Source organism: Aurantimonas sp. 22II-16-19i (genome assembly GCF_002088275.1).
Taxonomy (GTDB): Bacteria; Pseudomonadota; Alphaproteobacteria; order Rhizobiales; family Rhizobiaceae; genus Jiella.
The window spans coordinates 47303-62618 of sequence record NZ_AQQS01000002.1 but is presented as its reverse complement, the minus strand read 5'-3'; the positions used below and the strand labels follow the sequence as shown (position 1 = coordinate 62618).

Genomic DNA, 15316 nt, shown 5'->3' with positions numbered 1-15316 from the left:
CCTCACTCGTTGTCGGAAAGCTGGCGCACGGCGATCGCGGTTGCAGCGGCGCGGTTCTCGACGCCGAGCTTGCGGAAGACGACTTCCAGATGCTTGTTCACCGTGCGCGGGCTGAGCTTCAGGATCTCGGCGATGTCGCGGTTGGGCTTGCCGCGGGCCAGCCAGAGCAGGACCTCCGCCTCGCGCGCGGTGATCTGCAGCTGGCGCTGCAGCGTCTCGATGTCGTCGGCCATGCCGTCGCGGGTGATCCGCAGCAGGAACTCCTTCGAGCCGAGCCGGCCGACCACCGTCAGGGAGAGGTCCTTCGACAAAGGCAGCGTCGCCCCGATGCGCAGGCGCCCCGCCGGGATCGCCAGCGCCGCCTCGCGGGCGCCCGCCTCCTCCGCCAGCAGCTGGCGCGCCTGGCGCGTCGCCCAGAGGAGTTCGCCCGCCCCGTCGGTGGCAAAGAGGTAGCGGCCGGTGGTCTCCAGCGCCAGCCTGGCGCTGCGGCTCATCCGGGCGTTCTGGCTGTGGACGCCGATCCTGGCGACGAGTTCCTCCGGCCGGATCGGCTTGGTGACGTAGTCGACGCCTCCCACGGCAAAAGCCCGCACGATGTGCTCGGTCTCGCTGAGGCCGGTCATGAAGATGATCGGGATGTCGGCGAAATTGCCGCTGGCCTTGATCCGCCGGGAGGTCTCGAAGCCGTCGGTTCCCGGCATCATCGCGTCCATCAGGATGACGTCCGGCGTCACCCGCTCGATGATCGACAGGGCCCGGGCGCTGTCCGTCGCGACGAGGACGGTCATGCCCTCGGCCTCGAGCGCGGCGACGATGAAGGCGGCAGCCTCGGGGGAATCCTCCACCGCCAGGACCACGAGCCGGCCGTCCGGGCGCTCAGGCTCCATCGTCGGCCCTTTCGAGATCGCGCAGACACGCGTCGAAATCGAAGCGCCGGAGATGCTCGCGAAGCCGCTCGACGACGGGATCGACGTCCGGTCGTTCCGCCGCGATTTCACTGAGCTTTGCATGGATCCCCCTCACATAACCGATGTCCAGAAGCGTCACAAGTTCGTCGCGCTCGGTTGGCGACAGGCCGGGGCTCGCAAGGCCGAGCGGCCGGGGCGCCTCGCGCCCCGTGCCCTCGAACCGCCAGCGCAGCGACAGCGCCCTTGCGATGACGTCGAGGAGCGCGGCGATCGACAGCGGCTTGCCGACCCAGTCGTCATAGAGGTGGCGGTCGCGCGACGGTGGCCGGGCGCTGGCCGACAGCATCAGGATCGGGACGCCCGGCGAGCGCCCCCGCACGATGCGGGCGACGTCCCAGCCGTCCACCCCCGGCATGTTGATGTCGAGCAGGCAGAGGTCCGGCTCGCACAGTTCCAGCATGCGCAGGCATGTCTCGCCGCCATCGGCCGTCAGCACCTTGAAGCCGAGCGGCGTCAGGATCTCCTCGATCAGCTGGCGGTGCAGCGGCTCGTCGTCGGCGGACAGGATGGTCAGCCGTCGGCCCTCGTAGCCGACGATGCGCCGGCTGACTTCTTCGGCCACCTTGTCCTCGCTGACCGAGCCGAGCATCAGCCGGACGTGGAAGGTCGATCCCCGCCCGACCTCGCTCTCGACCTGGATGTCGCCGCCGAGGATCTCGGCGAAGAGCTTGGTGATGGTCAGGCCGAGGCCCATGCCGGGCGCAGCGCTGCGCACGTCGAGGCGCTCGAACGGCTCGAAGATGCGCGTCAGGTTGTTCGCCGAGATGCCGGGTCCGGAATCCGCCACCGAGAACGTGGCGATCTGGTTGCGGTAGCGCACCCGGAACCGCACGAAGCCCTCGCCGGTGTACTTGATCGCATTCGAAAGCAGGTTGATCAGGATCTGCCGCACCCGCTTCTCGTCGCCGCGCACATGGGACGGCAACAGGCCCTCCGCCTCGTAGACGAAGTCGAGCCCGGCATTGCCGGCCTGCAGGCGGAACATCTCGACGATCTGGTTGAGCAGCTGGTCGAAGGCGAAGACGTCGCTGTAGATCTCGATCTTGCCGGCCTCGATGCGGGAAATGTCGAGGAGGCCGTCGATCAGGCCGGCCAGGTGCTCGCCCGAGCGGCGGATGACCCGCAGCCCTTCGCGCCGCTTGTCGTTCATCGTCGGGTCGTCCTCGAGGATCTGGGCGAATCCGAGGATCGAGTTGAGCGGCGTGCGCAGCTCGTGGCTCATGCCGACGACGAAGCGCGTCTTGGCAAGGCTTGCCGCCTCGGCCTTCTCCTTGGCCATCTGCAGCTCGGCGTCGGTCGCCTGATGGGCCTCGATCTCCTGGGTCAGAAGCAGGGTCTGGCGGGAGGATTCCTCCTGCGCCACCCGGCGGCTCTCATGGGCGAGGACGAGCAGCCAGGAGGCGATGCCGATCAGGATCACGAGGACGACGAACACCTGGACCAGAACGAGGGCCGAGGTGCCGGGGTCGGCGCTGGGCGACAGCCTGGTCTGGAAGTGGATGACGGACAGTGCCGCGGCGCTCAGCCCGATCAGGATCGAGAAGATCGCCAGATAGTGCCCCTGCGGCGAATCGACGAAGCCGGCGAGGCGCTCCGAGACCGTGTGGCGCAGGCCGCCGACGATCTGCTCGCGCACCCGGCTGCCGGTCTTGCAGAGATCGTGGCAGCGCGCGTCCAGGGAGCAGCAGAGCGAGCAGATCGGCCCCGAATAGGCCGGGCAGAAGGCCATGTCCTCGGGCTCGAACTCGTGCTCGCAGATCGCGCAGGCGATGGTCTCGAGCCCTGCCCAGTCCTGCCGCGGATGCCGGGCGATGTAGAACCGCCCGCCGGTCAGGACGGCGATGAGCGGCGAGGCCAGGAAGGCCGTCACCAGCGCCGCATAGACGGCCAGCGCCGCCGGCACCGTGCCGAGAAGGCCGGTGTGCAGGACGACGCCGACGAGGATGCCCGCTCCCATCGCGCCGAAGCCGACGGGATTGATGTCGTAGAGATGGGCGCGCTTGAACTCGATGTGGCGGGGCGACAGCCCGAGCGGCTTGTTGACGACGAGATCGGCGACCAGCGGCGACACCCAGGAGACCGCCAGGATCGCGTAGAGCCCGAGGATCTGCTCCAGCGCCTGGAGGATGCCCATTTCCATCAGGAGGACGGCGATGGCGACGTTGAACACCAGCCAGACCACCCGGCCGGGATGGCTGTGGGTGAGGCGCGAGAAGAAGTTCGACCAGGCGATCGAGCCGGCATAGGCATTGGTGACGTTGATCTTGGTCTGGGCGACGACGACGAACAGCCCCATGACGGCCACCGCGACGCCCGGATTGCCGAACAACCGCTCGTACAGCGCATCGTACATCACCGTCGGCTGATGGGCGTCGAAGGCCGAGAAGCCCGCGCCGATGAGGAGCACCGCGAGCAGCGAGCCGGCGAGGATCTTGACCGCGCCGACGAGGATCCAGCCGGGGCCGCCGGCGATGAGCGCTGCCCACCAGCCGGCGTGATGGCCCTTTCGGCGCCGCGGCAGGAAGCGCAGATAATCCACCTGCTCGCCGATCTGCGCCATCAGGGCGAAGAGGATCGCCGAGGCTCCGCCGAAGAGGACGAGGTCGAACCCGCCGTCGCCCCGGCTGCCGACATGGCTCGTCCATTCCTCCAGCGGCAGCTCGCCCCGCCAGCCGAGGACGACGAAGGGCAGGAAGTTCAGGGTCAGCCACAGGGGCTGCGTCCAGCTCTGGAAGCGGCTGATCAGCCCGATGCCGAGGGTGACGATCGGAATGACGGCGACGGCCGAGACGATGTAGCCGATCCACAGCGGCAGACCGAACAGCATCTTCAGCGCCATCGCCATGATCGCCGCCTCGATGGCGAGGAAAATGAAGGTGAAGCAGGCATAGATCAGCGAGGTGACCGTCGAGCCGAGATAGCCGAAGCCGGCGCCGCGGGTCAGGAGGTCGATGTCGACGCCGTATTTCGCGGCGTTGAAGCAGATCGGCAGCGCCGCGCCGAAGATCAGGAGCCCGGTGACGAGCAGCGCCGCCGCCATGTTGGTGAAGCCGACGCCGAGGACGAGCGACCCGCCGATCGCCTCCAGCGCCAGGAAGGAGATGCCGCCCAGCGCGGTCGAGGCGATCTGGAACGGGGTGAACCGCCTGGCGCGCTTGGCGGTGAAGCGCAGCGCGAAGTCCTCCAGCGTCTCGTCGGCGACCCATTGGTTGTAGTTGCGCCTGACCCGCAGGATGCGCTGCGGCGCGGTCACGATCGCCTCTCCCGCACCGGCGTGGCGCTGGCAGGATACGACCTCGGCGAAATCGGTGAACCGCAAGCTTCCGTCAACGACCCCTACCTGATGACATCCGTGTCGACGCCGCCGGAAAACCCGGAGATCCAGCGATCCCGCACCCGCGCAGCCGCCGCAGCCACCGACGCGCGGGTAGCTGCGTTGACGCGAGTGTCGCCGCAATCCCGCCGCGGGAACATACGCATTTTGACGTATTGTTGCCCTGCAGCATCCGCCCCCATGCTCGCTCCTGTCAATCGCCGGGCGTCGCTCGGCCGGCAGCCGTCCCGGCACTCCAATTCGACAGGGGGTTTCCCATGCACACCGACAAGAAGGGCGCGGCCCCGCGCTCCATGCTGCGTCGCAAACTGATGATCGGCGCAGCCGCTCTCGCTTTCGGCCTCGCCGCGGCCCCGAAGCTCGGCTTCGCCCAGACGCCGCCGACCAGCGAGGTCAACACCACCGGTCTCGCCGTCACCGACGAGACCGTGAAGGTCGGCATCCTCCACTCCGTCACCGGCACGATGGCGATTTCCGAGACCGGCTCGGTGGAGGCCGAGAAGCTCGCCATCGACCAGATCAACGAGATGGGCGGCGTCCTCGGCCGCAAGATCGAGTTCATCCAGGAGGACGGCGCCTCGGACTGGCCGACCTTCGCCGAGAAGGCCAAGAAGCTCCTCGTCGAGGACAAGGTCGCGGCGGTCTTCGGTTGCTGGACCTCGGCCTCGCGCAAGGCGGTGCTGCCGGTGTTCGAGCAGTATAACGGCATGCTCTACTACCCGACCTTCTACGAGGGCCTCGAGCAGTCGCCGAACGTCATCTACACCGGTCAGGAGGCGACCCAGCAGATCATCGCCGGCCTCGACTGGGTGAGCAAGGAAAAGGGCGCCAAGAGCTTCTATCTGCTCGGCTCCGACTACATCTGGCCGCGCACCTCGAACAAGATCGCCCGCAAGCACATCGAGGACCACCTCGGCAGCAAGGTCGTCGGCGAGGACTACTTCCCGCTCGGCTCCACCGGGTTCAACTCGGTGATCAACAAGATCAAGCTGAAGAAGCCCGACGTGATCTATGCGATCATCGTCGGCGGCTCGAACGTCGCCTTCTACAAGCAGCTGAAGGCCGCCGGCATCGACATGACCAAGGAGAAGCCGCTGCTTCTCACCATCTCGGTCACCGAGGACGAGATCCGCGGCATCGGCGGCGAGAACATCGTCGGCGCCTATGCGGCGATGAAGTATTTCGAGAGCCTGAAGAACGAGAACAACGAGAAGTTCGTCGCGGCCTTCAAGGCGAAATATGGCGAGGACAGCGTCATCGGCGACGTCACCCAGGCCGCCTATGAGGGCCCGTGGCTGTGGAAGGCGGCGGTCGAGAAGGCCGGCTCGTTCGACATCGACAAGGTGCGCGAGGCCTCGCCCGGCATCGAGCTGACCACGGCGCCCGAAGGCTACGTGAAGATCCACGAGAACCATCACCTCTGGTCGAAGACCCGCATCGGCCACGCTCAGACCGACGGCCAGTACGAAGTGGTCTACGAGACCAAGGATCTCGTCGAGCCGAACCCGTTCCCCGAGGGCTATCAATAAGCTTCGGCGATCCGGCCGCCGCGGTCTCCGCCGGCGGCCGGGCATCGGGCGGGGGGCGAAGCGTCCCCTCCCCGGCTTTCCCGTCCCCCCTTCATCCCCAGTTTCGGAGCCCGACATGTTCGCGGATTATTCCTGGAGCGAGCTCGGATCGATCTTCGCCATGCAGGGCTTTGCCGGCCTGGTGCTGTTTTCGGTCTTCGTGCTGATGGCGCTCGGCCTTGCGATCATCTTCGGCCAGATGGGCGTGATCAACATGGCCCATGGCGAGTTCATGATCCTCGGCGCCTATGTGACGTATCTGACGACCAACCTCGTCGAGGCCGTCGTGCCGGGCCTGATGCCGGTCTCCTTCTTCGTCGCCATGGTGCTCGCCTTCTTCGCCGCCGGCGCGCTCGGCATGCTGGTCGAGATGGGCATGATCCGGTTCCTCTACAGACGCCCGCTCGACACGCTGCTCGCCACCTGGGGTCTGTCGCTGATCCTGCAGCAGACCTACCGGACGATCTTCGGCGCCAGAGAGGTGGGCGTGACGCTGCCCGACTGGATGATGGGTTCGCTGCCCCTCACCGACATCATCGAGATCCCGATCAACGGCCTGATCGTCATGGCCATCACCCTCGCGATCACGCTCGCCGTCTATCTGATCATGTTCCGCTCGCGCTTCGGGGCGCAGGTGCGCGCCGTGGTGCAGAACCGGCCGATGGCCGGCGCCGTCGGCATCGACACGGAACGGGTCGACCGCCTCACCTTCGGGCTCGGCTGCGGCATCGCCGGCATCGCCGGCTCGGCCTTCACCATGATCGGCTCGACCGGCCCGAGCTCCGGCCAGCTCTACATCGTCGACACCTTCCTCGTCGTCGTCTTCGGCGGCGCGACCAGCCTGATCGGCACGGTCGCCTCCGCATTCACCATCTCCCAGGCCCAGTCGACGATGGAGTTCTTCCTCTCCGGCTCGATGGCCAAGGTGCTCACGCTCCTGACCGTGGTCGGCATCCTGATGCTGCGCCCGCAGGGCCTCTTCGTCCTCAAAGTCCGCCGCTGAGGAGCCGTCATGACAGCCTTTCTCAACTCCCCGAAGAAGACCGAGCTGATCGGCTTCGTCCTCCTCGCCGCGGTCATCCTTGTGGTGCTGCCGGCGATCACCGACGCCTTCCGGCTGAACATGGTCGGCAAGTATCTCACCTACGCCTTCGTCGCCGTCGGCCTCGTCCTGTGCTGGGGCTCGGCCGGCATCCTCTCCCTCGGCCAGGGCATCTTCTTCGGCCTCGGCGGCTACTGCATGGCGATGTTCCTGAAGCTCGAGGCCTCGACGCCGGAAGCCACCAGCATCCAGTCGACGCCCGGCATCCCGGACTTCATGGACTGGAACCAGATCACCGCGCTGCCGGCCTTCTGGGAGCCGTTCCATTCCTTCGCCTTCACCCTTCTCGCCGTCGTCGCGGTGCCGGCCATCCTCGCCTTCGTCATCGGCTTCGCGATGTTCACGCGCCGCGTCGGCGGCGTCTATTTCGCCATCATCACCCAGGCGATCGCCGCGATCCTGACCATCCTCATCATCGGCCAGCAGGGCTATACCGGCGGCGTCAACGGCATCACCGACCTTAGAACCCTCAATGGCTGGGACATCCGCACCGATAGCGCCAAGACGATCCTCTATTTCGTCAACGCCGCCCTCCTCCTCGGCGTCATCGGCCTGTCGATGTTCGTGCGCTCCTCCAAGCTCGGGCGCATCCTCGTCGCCCTGCGCGACAAGGAGGACCGGGTCCGCTTCTCCGGCTACGACGTCGCCGCCTACAAGGTCTTCGTCTTCTGCTTCGCGGCGGCGATCTCCGGCATCGGCGGGGCGATGTTCACCCTCCAGGTCGGCTTCATGTCGCCGACCTTCGTCGGCATCGTGCCATCCATCGAAATGGTCATCTACTGCGCCGTCGGCGGCCGGCTGTCGCTGATCGGCGCGGTCTACGGCACGCTGCTGGTCAATTTCGGCAAGACGACCTTCTCCGAGAGCTTTCCCGAGCTCTGGCTGTTCGCCATGGGCGGCCTGTTCATCGCCGTCGTCATGGCGTTCCCGAACGGTCTCGCCGGTCTCTACAAATCCCATGTCGAGCCCCTTTTGCTGCGCCTCGTGGCCAAGCTGGGCGAGCGCCGGCCCACGCCCGCCGAGGCCCCGGCCCCGATCGCCGAGTGAGGACACAAGCCATGACCGCACCGACCGAATTTCTCCTCGCCGTCGAGGCCCTGACCGTCTCCTTCGACGGGTTCAAGGCGGTGGACGACCTCTCCTTCTACGTCGATCCCGGCGAGATCCGGGTGATCATCGGGCCGAACGGCGCCGGCAAGACCACCGCCCTCGACCTCATCTGCGGCAAGACGAGAGCCACCTCCGGATCGATCCGGTTCCGCGGCAAGGAACTGACCGAGATGAAGGAACACCAGATCGTCCATGCCGGGGTGGGACGGAAATTCCAGAACCCGTCGATCTACGAGGATCTGAGCGTCTTCGAGAATCTGGAGATATCCTTTCCCCGTGGCCGCAGCGTCTTCGGCGCGCTGGCCTTCAAGCGCGACCGCGAGGTGCGCGAGCGGGTGGCCGAGATCGCCGAGATGATCTTCCTCGCCGATCATCTGGACGAGCGGGCCGAATATCTCAGCCACGGCCAGAAGCAGTGGCTGGAGATCGGCATGCTCCTGATCCAGGATCCCGAGCTCCTGATGCTCGACGAGCCCGTCGCCGGCATGAGCGTCTCCGAGCGCATCAAGACCGCCGAGCTCCTCCACCGGATCATCGAGGGTCGCTCGGTCATCGTCATCGAGCACGACATGAAGTTCGTCGAGGACATCGCCCACAAGGTCACCGTGCTCCACCAGGGCCGGGTGATTTCGGAAGGCTCGATGGCCCACGTCAAGGCCGATCCGAAGGTCGTCGAAGTCTATCTCGGTCATTGAGGACAAGCGCCATGCTGAACGTTTCCGGCCTCCACGTCGCCTATGGCTCGAGCGAGGTCCTGCACGGGCTGAACTTCACCGTCGCTCCCGGCGAGATCGTCGCCATCATGGGCCGCAACGGCATGGGCAAGACGACGCTGATGAAGTCGCTGATGGGGCTGGTGCCGACGAAGTCGGGCCGCGTCACCGTCGACGGCGCCGACATCACCGGCGCCAAAAGCCACGAGCGGGTCAAGGGCGGCGTCGGCTACGTGCCGCAGGGCCGCATGATCTTCTCGACCATGACGGTGCGCGAGAACATCGAGACCGGGCTCACCGTCACCGGCGAAACGCAGGTGCCCGCCGACATCTACGAGCTCTTCCCGGTGCTGCTCGAGATGAAGAAGCGCCGCGGCGGCAATCTCTCCGGCGGCCAGCAGCAGCAGCTCGCGGTCGCCCGGGCTCTCGCCGCGCGGCCGAAGGTGCTGCTTCTCGACGAGCCGACCGAGGGCATCCAGCCCTCGATCATCCGCGACATGGCCCGGACCCTGAAGAAGATCCGCGACGAGAAGGGCCTGTCCATCGTCGTCTCCGAACAGGTCCTGTCCTTCGCCCTCGACATCGCCGACCGGGTTCTCGTCCTCGAGAACGGCGATCTCGTCCATGACGAGCCGATCGCCAATGTCGACGAGGCGACGGTGGCGAAATTCCTGTCGGTCTGAGCCCTCCTCAGCCCGGCCAATCAACGAGCCGAACGGAACGACAAAGGCTCGACACCCCATCCAGGAAGCCCAGCCGAAGGAGTGAAACGGCATGACCGATACGCTGATCAAGGTCGACCTCTCGCAGTCCCCCCACGCCAACGAGATGGTCCACAATCGCTGGCACCCCGACATCCCGATGGCCTGCTGGGTCAATCCCGGCGACGATTTCAAGGTCGAGACCCACGACTGGACCGGCGGCCAGATCAAGAACGACGATTCGGCTGCGGACGTGCGCGACGTCGAACTCGAACAGGTCCACTATCTGTCCGGCCCGATCGGGGTGAAGGGCGCCGAGCCCGGCGATCTCCTGGTGGTCGACATTCTCGACATCGGCGCCTTCGAGGAGAGCCTCTGGGGCTTCAACGGCTTCTTCTCCCTGAAGAACGGCGGCGGCTTCCTCGACCAGCATTTCCCCTCGGCGCAGAAGTCGATCTGGGACTTCGAGGGCATGTTCACGAAATCGCGCCACGTGCCGGGCGTGCGCTATGCCGGCCTGATCCATCCCGGCCTGATCGGCTGCCTGCCGGACCGCAAGATGCTGGACGCCTGGAACACCCGCGAGAAGGCGCTGTTCGACACCGATCCCGAGCGCGTGCCGACGCTGGCCGCCCTGCCCAACACCCAGTCGGCCCACATGGGCAAGCTGAAGGGCGAGGAGAAGATGAAGGCCGCGGCCGAGGGCGCGCGCACCGTGCCGCCGCGCGAACATGGCGGCAATTGCGACATCAAGGACCTGTCGCGCGGCTCGAAGGTCTATTTCCCGGTCTATGTGGACGGTGCCGGCCTCTCCATGGGCGATCTGCATTTTTCGCAAGGCGACGGCGAGATCACCTTCTGCGGCGCCATCGAGATGGCCGGCTGGCTGCACATCAAGGTGTCGCTGATCAAGGACGGCATGGCGAAATACGGCATCAAGAACCCGATCTTCCGGCCCTCCCCCATCGCGCCGAAATACGACGACTACCTGATCTTCGAGGGCATCTCGGTCGACGAGGCCGGCAAGCAGCACTTCCTCGACGTGCATGTCGCCTACCGCCAGGCCTGCCTCAACGCCATCGAGTATCTGAAGAAGTTCGGCTATTCCGGCGCCCAGGCCTATTCGATCCTCGGCACCGCCCCGGTGCAGGGCCACATCTCCGGCGTCGTCGACGTGCCGAATGCCTGTGCCACGCTGTGGCTGCCGACCGACGTCTTCGAGTTCGACATCATGCCGGGCGCCGACGGGCCGACGAAGTTCCTCGACGGCTCGGTCGACATGCCGATCGCCGAGGATCTCTGAGGCCATGCCCTTCTACGACTATGCCTGTGCCGATTGCGGCACCTTCACGAGCCTGCGCCCGATGGCGCAGGCGGCGGACCCGTGTGCGTGCCCGCAATGCGGCGACAGCGCCCGGCGGGTGATCCTCACCGCGCCGCGGCTTGCGACAATGGATGCCGGCCGGCGCTCGGCCTTCGCCACCAACGAGCGCAGCGCCAACGCGCCCAAGCTCGCCTCGCAGGGGCATGGCGGCGGCCATGGCGCGGGCTGCGGCTGCTGCGCGCCGTCGCGGCCGAAGGCGGCGGCGGCCACCGCTGCCGGGGCGGCGAAGTCATTCCCCGGCAAACGGCCCTGGATGATCAGCCACTGAACGCGGACTGGAGGGCGACGGCCAAAGCCGCCCGCCCAGGCCCACCATTGCTCTCCTGGCAGGCTCGCCGGGTAGGCTCACCGGCCAGGCTCATTGCGCCTGCTCGCCCGGCGTCCTCTGCGGGGGCGGCGACGATGCCCATGTCCGGCTTGCGTCGAGGGAGGGCACCCCGTGGTAATTGACCCACCATGTGCCAGATCTGCCTGGGAATCCCGTTCGCAACGGGCGGCCGGCAAGGCCGGCCACCACCTACACCTTCGCGGCGAGCGCCGCGTCGCGCATCTGGCTGAGGGTCTGGCGCGGGGTGAGCGCTTCCGGCGAGATCACCAGATCGAGCACCGCTCCGGTCTTCGACGCCATGGCCCGCTCGAAGGCGGCGGCGAAGTCCTGCGTCTTCTCGACCCGCTCGCCGTGAAAGCCATAGGCCCTCGCCAGCATCGAAAAGTCGGGGCTCACCATGTCCGTGCCGGAGACGCGCTCCGGATAGTGGCGCTCCTGATGGGCCCGGATCGTGCCGTAGATGCCGTTGTTGAGGACGAGGATGATCGGCTGCGCACCGGCCTGGCTGGCGGTCGCGAGTTCCTGGGAGGTCATCTGGAAGTCGCCATCGCCGGCAAAGCAGACGACGCAGCGGCCGGGATGGGCGACCTTGGCGGCAATCGCCGCCGGCACGCCGTAGCCCATGGCGCCGGACTGGGGCGCGAGCAGCGTCGCCTTCGGCCCGTATCGGAAGAACTTGTTCGGCCAGACGGTGAAGTTGCCGGCGCCATTCGTCAGGATGACGTCGTCGGGCAACACCTCGCGCAGATGCGCGGTCACCTTGCCCATGTCGACCGGAGAGGGAAGATCGGGAAGGTCGAAGCCCGCGTCATAGGCGGCGCGTCCGCGATGGCGCCACTGCGCCCAGCCGCCCTCGACGGGCTCCAGGCCGCCGAGCGCCTCGGCGAAAGCGTTCGGCCCCGCATGAATGCCGAGCGCCGGGCGATAGACCTTGCCGATTTCGATGTCCGAGCCGTGGACGTGGATGATGGCCTGCCTGGGCTGAGGCACGTCGAAGAGGGTGTAGCCGGCCGTCGAGTTCTCGCCGAACCGGTTGTTGACGGCGAGAATGACGTCGGCGTCGGCGAGCAGCGTCCTGACCGAAGGCGTCATGCCGACGCCGGCCTCGCCGCAGAAGGTGGGCGAGAAATTGTCGTACTGGTCCTGGTAGCGGAACACCGAGACCACCGGGATGTCGGAGGCTTCCGCGAAACGCTGGATCGCCGCCATCGCCCCGGCCCGCCAGTTGCAGCCGCCATAAAGGATCAGCGGGCGCTCGGCCCCGGCGAGCATCTCCCGCAGGCGCCGCATGGCCGAGGCTGAGGGCGCCGGCTCGAAGATCTCGGCCGGGCCGGACAGCGGCGCGGCGTCGGTGAGGCTGGTCAGCATGTCCTCGGGCAGCGCGATCACCACCGGGCCCGGCCGCCCGGTGACGGCGAGGGTCCAGGCCCGCGCGACGATCTCGGGGATGCGCTCGACACGGTCGATCTCGACGGCCCATTTCGCCATGGTGCCGAAGACGGCCCTGTAATCCAGCTCCTGAAAGGCTTCGCGGCCCTTCATGTCGGTGCCGACCTGGCCGACGAAGAGCAGCATCGGCGCCGAATCCTGCATCGCCGTGTGGACGCCGATCGAGGCATTGGTCGCGCCGGGCCCCCGGGTGACGAAGGCGATGCCGGGCAGTCCCGTCAGTTTGCCGTAGGCCGCCGCCATGAAGGCGGCCCCGCCCTCCTGTCGGCAGAGGATGTAGTCGAGCCGCCCCTGCGTGTCGTGCAGCGCATCGAGCACCGCCAGATAACTCTCGCCGGGCACGCCGAAGCTCTTCGTGGCGCCGAGCGCCATCAGGCATTCGACGAGGAGTTGTCCACCGTTGCGCATCGTACCAACATCCTTCCCGGCCGGCCGCAGCATCGGCGCCTCCCGCCGATTCGCTTCACGCGGACATTGGCATCCTTCGCGCAAGACGTCTTCCCGTCGGCTTTCCTGCCGCCGGGTTCAGCGCCCGGTCGCCGTCATGAACGATCCGGCGAGGGCCTGGCCGCTCCGGGAAAACTGCCGACGCAGCCGGCGCCGCGCCTCGGGATCGACGACGGCCACCGGCGCGGTCACACCGGCCCCGATCGCCGAGCCGACCCCCTTTGCAGCCCCCAGCGCCGTGGCGCCGATGGTTTCGGCAAGGCCCGGATGCGGTCCGGAGATGTCGTCGCCGGCGGCGAGCCGCTCGCCGATCGCCGTCACCATCTCCGGGCTGTCGGCGAAGTTGATGTGATTGAGTCCGTCGGAGCTTTTCGCCGTGCTGAGATCGATGGCAGTGATGCCCCGCTGTAACAGGGCCTTGCGCACGAAGGGTCGGGTGATGTCGATCGAGCCGAGCCGCTGGTCGCTTCCCGCGATCCGCCGGGAGACGTCGAGCGCCACGTCGTCGACGGCGGTGAAGATGGTGATCCGCCGGGACGCCTCGCCGATCTGGTTCAGCTGGGTGACGAAGACGTCGACGTCGATGTCCGGCGAGGCCAGGATGATGTCGGAAAGCTTCTTCGGCACGCGCCCGCCATTGCGGATGGCCAGCTGGCGCACAGCCTCCATCGCCAGCCAGCCGCCCATGGAATGAGCGAGCAGGGTGACCTCCTCGACATCCGGACTGTCGGTGATCTGCTGGATCATCGCTTCCAGCGCGTCGCGGGAATAGTTGGCACTGTCGCGATCGTAGAGATAGTCGAAGACCGAGCCGCCCGACGGCCAGGTGAAGAGGACCGGCGCGGCATCGATCGGCAGGTCGGTACTGATCTGCGCGAAGCGCAGCACGGCGTCCTCATAGGTGCTGTTGAAGCCGTGAACGAAGATCAGCACCCGCTTCTTCGGGCCGGCGACGCGGTCGTACCAGGCGATCGCACCCTTCAGGCCGAGTGGCTCGATCTTGTGCGCCACGAACTGCCTGGCCGGATCACCGGGATTCTCTGGCGGGTAGATCACCTCGCCCGGCTTGCGGACGCTGTCCGGCGGGACGGACACGACGATGTTGTCGAATGATATCTCGCCGCCGCGGCGACCGTCGAAGACTTCGCCCGGCACGCTCGAGGGCGCCCGCGTCGTCGCCACCAGCATGTCGACGAGATGGGTTCCGGCGACGCGCTCCTTGACCGGCTCGAGCGTGGTGCTCGGCACGCCGGCACAGCCGGAAAGGGACAGCGACAGGGCGAGCGTGACGAGCGCCAGCGGCCTCGACAGGGCGAGGCCCGCGAGACCGCGCACGGGCGTCGGCGAGGCGGCCGGGTTCATGACCGCCGCAAAGGTCTGCCCGCGGCATCGGGCATGGCTTTGAAATCGCTCTCAGAGGCGCCCTCGGAAGCAGGCCCGCGGTAGCCGACGCCGCGAAGGAACAGCTCCACGGCCGCCTGTCGCCGCCGCTCGGTAGCGGCCTCGCAATCGACGAGACGCTGCGGCATCGAGACATAGGGGGCGGTGACGAGGCTGAGGAACAGGTCCGCCGAGAGCGAGGCGTCCGGCACGGCGATCTCGCCGAGGCGCGCGTGGTGGTCGAGCAGCATCGCCACCGCCCGCATCGACCGCTGCCGGCCCTCCTCGTCGGCCAGTGCCGCGATCTCGGGAAATTCCGTGGCGCTCGCCATCACCCCGCGCTGGAGCGAAATCGTCTCCGGCTTGCGCAGCACCTCCACCATGTAGCGGCTCAGGGCGTGCAGCTTGCCCGGCAGATCCTTGCAGCATCCCAGTCCACCGGACTGGTCCTCCGCCGCCCGCGACAGAGGCTCCAGCCAATGGGCGATCCGCTCGCGCAGGACTTCGGCGAAGAGCCGGCGCTTGTCGGTGAAGCGGGCATAGACCGTCGCCTTGCTGACGCCGGCCTCCTCCGCCACCGCCTCCAGCGAGGTTCCGTCGAAGCCCTTGGCGAGGAACAGCCGCGTCGCGGCCTCCATGATGTTGCGCTGGCGGCGCAGCCCCTCTTCCCGGGTCGGCCGGCCGCCCTTCACATGTCCCGGACGCCCGGCATCCGTTTGCGCAACAACCTGTTTCTGCAACGTCATCGTCCTTCCGAGCGAGGCGATGCGGCGCCCCTCCCGAAGGGAACTAGACGATGTCGTTCAGTTTGGCAGGGCCGGATTGCCGGGCC

12 protein-coding genes are annotated in these 15316 nt (G+C 67.2%); 7 read left to right on the top strand and 5 right to left on the bottom strand.

Annotation, left to right across the window (positions count from 1 at the left end; genetic code table 11):
* Positions 1-2: 2 nt before the first annotated feature.
* Positions 3-887, bottom strand: a complete 885-nt coding sequence (locus ATO4_RS02875; protein WP_083589913.1) for a DNA-binding response regulator — start codon at positions 885-887, stop codon at positions 3-5.
* Positions 877-4221, bottom strand: coding sequence for an ATP-binding protein (locus ATO4_RS02870; protein WP_083590166.1), 3345 nt, complete (start codon positions 4219-4221; stop codon positions 877-879). Before ATO4_RS02870 ends, ATO4_RS02875 begins: the two co-directional genes overlap by 11 nt.
* Positions 4222-4559: 338 nt before the next feature.
* On the opposite strand from ATO4_RS02870, the gene urtA reads away from it, so the two are divergent.
* From urtA to ATO4_RS02835, 7 genes are all read left to right on the top strand, one after another.
* Positions 4560-5831, top strand: a complete 1272-nt coding sequence (gene urtA / locus ATO4_RS02865) for an urea ABC transporter substrate-binding protein (RefSeq protein WP_083589912.1) — start codon at positions 4560-4562, stop codon at positions 5829-5831.
* A 115-nt stretch (positions 5832-5946) separates the two neighbouring features.
* Entirely contained in the window at positions 5947-6873 is a 927-nt protein-coding gene (gene urtB / locus ATO4_RS02860) for an urea ABC transporter permease subunit UrtB (RefSeq protein ID WP_083589911.1), read from the top strand.
* Between the two features lie 9 nt (positions 6874-6882).
* The gene (gene urtC, locus ATO4_RS02855) at positions 6883-8019 is read left to right on the top strand and encodes an urea ABC transporter permease subunit UrtC (RefSeq protein WP_083589910.1); all 1137 of its coding nucleotides are present in this window, start codon (positions 6883-6885) and stop codon (positions 8017-8019) included.
* A gap of 11 nt (positions 8020-8030) precedes the next feature.
* Positions 8031-8777, top strand: coding sequence for an urea ABC transporter ATP-binding protein UrtD (gene urtD, locus ATO4_RS02850; protein WP_083589909.1), 747 nt, complete (start codon positions 8031-8033; stop codon positions 8775-8777).
* 11 nt (positions 8778-8788) lie between these two features.
* Positions 8789-9478, top strand: coding sequence for an urea ABC transporter ATP-binding subunit UrtE (gene urtE, locus ATO4_RS02845; protein WP_083589908.1), 690 nt, complete (start codon positions 8789-8791; stop codon positions 9476-9478).
* A 91-nt stretch (positions 9479-9569) separates the two neighbouring features.
* On the top strand, positions 9570-10799 hold the full coding sequence (fmdA, locus tag ATO4_RS02840; RefSeq protein WP_083589907.1) for a formamidase: 1230 nt from the start codon (positions 9570-9572) through the stop codon (positions 10797-10799).
* A 4-nt stretch (positions 10800-10803) separates the two neighbouring features.
* The gene (locus ATO4_RS02835; RefSeq protein WP_083589906.1) at positions 10804-11148 is read left to right on the top strand and encodes a zinc ribbon domain-containing protein; all 345 of its coding nucleotides are present in this window, start codon (positions 10804-10806) and stop codon (positions 11146-11148) included.
* Positions 11149-11397: 249 nt separating this feature from the next.
* Here ATO4_RS02835 and ATO4_RS02830 read toward each other — a convergent pair whose 3' ends face one another.
* The 3 genes from ATO4_RS02830 to ATO4_RS02820 all read right to left on the bottom strand — a co-directional run bounded on the left by ATO4_RS02830 (position 11398) and on the right by ATO4_RS02820 (position 15230).
* Positions 11398-13065, bottom strand: coding sequence for a thiamine pyrophosphate-binding protein (locus ATO4_RS02830; RefSeq protein ID WP_083589905.1), 1668 nt, complete (start codon positions 13063-13065; stop codon positions 11398-11400).
* 117 nt (positions 13066-13182) lie between these two features.
* Positions 13183-14466, bottom strand: a complete 1284-nt coding sequence (locus ATO4_RS02825) for an alpha/beta hydrolase (RefSeq protein ID WP_083589904.1) — start codon at positions 14464-14466, stop codon at positions 13183-13185.
* On the bottom strand, positions 14463-15230 hold the full coding sequence (locus tag ATO4_RS02820) for a TetR/AcrR family transcriptional regulator (RefSeq protein ID WP_083589903.1): 768 nt from the start codon (positions 15228-15230) through the stop codon (positions 14463-14465). The genes ATO4_RS02825 and ATO4_RS02820 overlap by 4 nt, the downstream gene beginning before the upstream one ends.
* Between the last annotated feature and the right edge of the window lie 86 nt (positions 15231-15316).